This is a genomic window from Microcystis sp. M53598_WE2 (assembly GCF_030067735.1).
GTDB lineage: Bacteria > Cyanobacteriota > Cyanobacteriia > Cyanobacteriales > Microcystaceae > Microcystis > Microcystis aeruginosa.
This window is the reverse complement of the sequence record NZ_JASJFE010000692.1, coordinates 1-2,291: the sequence shown is the minus strand read 5'-3', so window position 1 is coordinate 2,291 and position 2,291 is coordinate 1. Positions and strand designations below refer to the sequence as shown.

At 39.4% G+C, this 2,291-nt stretch carries 2 protein-coding genes and 1 pseudogene; 2 read left to right on the top strand and 1 reads right to left on the bottom strand.

Going from position 1 to position 2,291, the window contains the following annotated elements:
- Positions 1-449: 449 nt before the first annotated feature.
- On the bottom strand, positions 450-659 hold the full coding sequence (locus PX636_RS14110; RefSeq protein ID WP_004162755.1) for a type II toxin-antitoxin system HicB family antitoxin: 210 nt from the start codon (positions 657-659) through the stop codon (positions 450-452).
- Positions 660-862: 203 nt separating this feature from the next.
- Between PX636_RS14110 and PX636_RS14105 the strand changes: the two genes are divergently transcribed.
- Both PX636_RS14105 and PX636_RS14100 read left to right on the top strand, forming a co-directional pair.
- Complete coding sequence (locus tag PX636_RS14105; protein ID WP_004162757.1) at positions 863-2,155, top strand: sugar ABC transporter substrate-binding protein; 1,293 nt, start codon at positions 863-865, stop codon at positions 2,153-2,155.
- A gap of 2 nt (positions 2,156-2,157) precedes the next feature.
- Positions 2,158-2,291 (top strand): annotated as a pseudogene (locus PX636_RS14100) (mechanosensitive ion channel protein); the annotation flags it as partial.

The window sequence follows — 2,291 nt, the reverse complement described above, 5'->3', positions numbered from 1 at the left end:
TCCTGTCCTAAAATTCGTAACTCCTCAGCAAAAAGAGGATCTTCAGCCAAAATTATATCCAACTTTTTGGTAATAGTTTCAATGTCCGTACTGTCTCCACTTTCCAATTTAGCCAATGCTTCATTGACCTTGACTGATTTTCCTTTCTCCACAATACAGGAATTTTCGCCACAGCCTCCGCCGTAAAGCGTTTGGCTAAATCTCCTGTACCTGATTTAATGAACTCTTGGATTGCCAGAGTTACCAGTACACTCGCGGTTAAAGGGTCAGTCATCTTTAACTCCTTCAGGGTTTGGGTTGAGAGATTCTCTGTTCAGCGTAAGCCTTACGCCTCTAACGGTTTAGGGGATTACTCTCATAATAAAGCAAAAATTACTTATTGGCTGACGTTTTCATCATTTATTTCGGGGTTGTCGGTTCTGACTGAAATGTAATAGAGGATATTTGAGCTATGGGGAAATAGCCTGGGGATGTGGGAGAGATTTGCCCCGTGCACTGTAGTCTTCGATAAGGAGATATAGAACTTCAAGGGCATTTTGTAGGGCTGCATTGTAGGTTTCACCATGGGTATGAGTATAGGGTCCAAACTCAGGTAGATGGGCGATAAATTTTTGGTCTTCATCTGACCATTGAATGGTGATGCTGTAGTGATGGGTCATGGAGTGTTTTCCTCCTCTAGATTTTGTAGTTCTTGCAGGGCGTTTTGGACTAATTCTATTATGGCAGCCGATAGTAACTGGGGTTGTTGCTATACTGGTGGCTCTTGACAAAAAATCATGTTAATTATTTTTCTGATCAAGATTATTAGTCACCTTTTCATGTACTATGAATAGATGGCAAGATTGTTGAAGGATCACGAGCGATGCAATTTCTAAGGCTCAGAGTTAAAACTGTTTGGAGAAGTAAAAAAATAAGGGGAATTATATCGCTCCTATTGCTTTTTATCCTGATGCCAATTTTTCTTTATGCTTGTTTTAGTGATCTTCCTAACCAATCATCGGAGCAACGGCAAGGAACCCTTTTGGTTTGGTATCCAGAAGAGGGCAATTTAACTGAAGTAGTAGGTCTCGGTTTGCAAGAGTTTGAAAAATTAAATCCGCAAGTGACAATTCTTGAACAAGCTATTACTATCGATGAGATACCCGAACGTTTTTTTAAACAATCTCAAAGCGGATTGGGTGCGAGTGTTATTCTAATTTTTTCGAGAAATATACCCAGATTAGTATCCCAAGGAGTACTGGGGGAAATTGACCAGAACAATCTAGATTTATCTATTTATTATCCCCCGACGCTGAAACAAGTTAGCTATCAAGGAAAAATCTATGGTATTCCCTTAGGTTCTCGTACCAATGTACTGTGTTATAATCAAAAAAAATTACAAGTTAGTCCCGATCCGCTACTGAAGCAACCTCCCACCAGTTTAGGGGGATTAGTGGAACGTGCGCGCAAAGGCTATTCTGTGGGGATGGTGTCCTCTTTTGAAGATACTTTTTGGGGAATGGCAATTTTTGGCGGCTATTTGTGGGATGATCAGGGTCGGCTGCAACCTCGCCTAGATGGTTGGGCAAAATGGCTAGAATGGCTAAAATTTGCCTCGTCACAGCCTAATTTTATCCTCAATCGTCAACGGGAATTACTTCATGATGCTTTTGCTAGAGGCCGCTTAACCTATTATGTGTGTAATTCTGTTGAAATTGCCGATTTAAAAAACAGCCTACAAGATGATCTCAGAGTCGCTTTACTTCCCCAAGAAACTCAAGGTAAAGCAGCACCAATTCTCTATACACGGGTGATGGTATTTAATCGCAATAATAGTGATAATGAAAATAGTTTGGGATTAGCTTTAGGAAAATTTCTCACCAATCCCGAACAACAATTACAAGCAATCATCCAAACAGAAAGTTTTATTCCCACTAATCGACGGGTGCAGATCGAAGGAAATTTACTACCGATTGAATCGGTATTATTACAACAATCTCAAAATGCCGTGGCAGTTCCTCTGGATGATTGGGAAAAGTTGAATAAAATTTTAGAAGAAGGAGAATTTTGGTATGAAAGAGCGATCGCTGGTGAAATATCTTCCTCAGCAGCAGCCCAAAAACTGACACTTTATATTCAATCAGGTCTCGATCAGGAAGTCAGGAAAATAAATTAATTATGAACAACAATATTCCCTCTCTTTCGGAAATAATTGCTAACCAATTATTATTTTTAGGACGCAGAAATGTTCAAAGTCAATTAACGATCATTTTTCTTTCTTTAATTCTTGCTTGGTTATTATCAAAATGGTT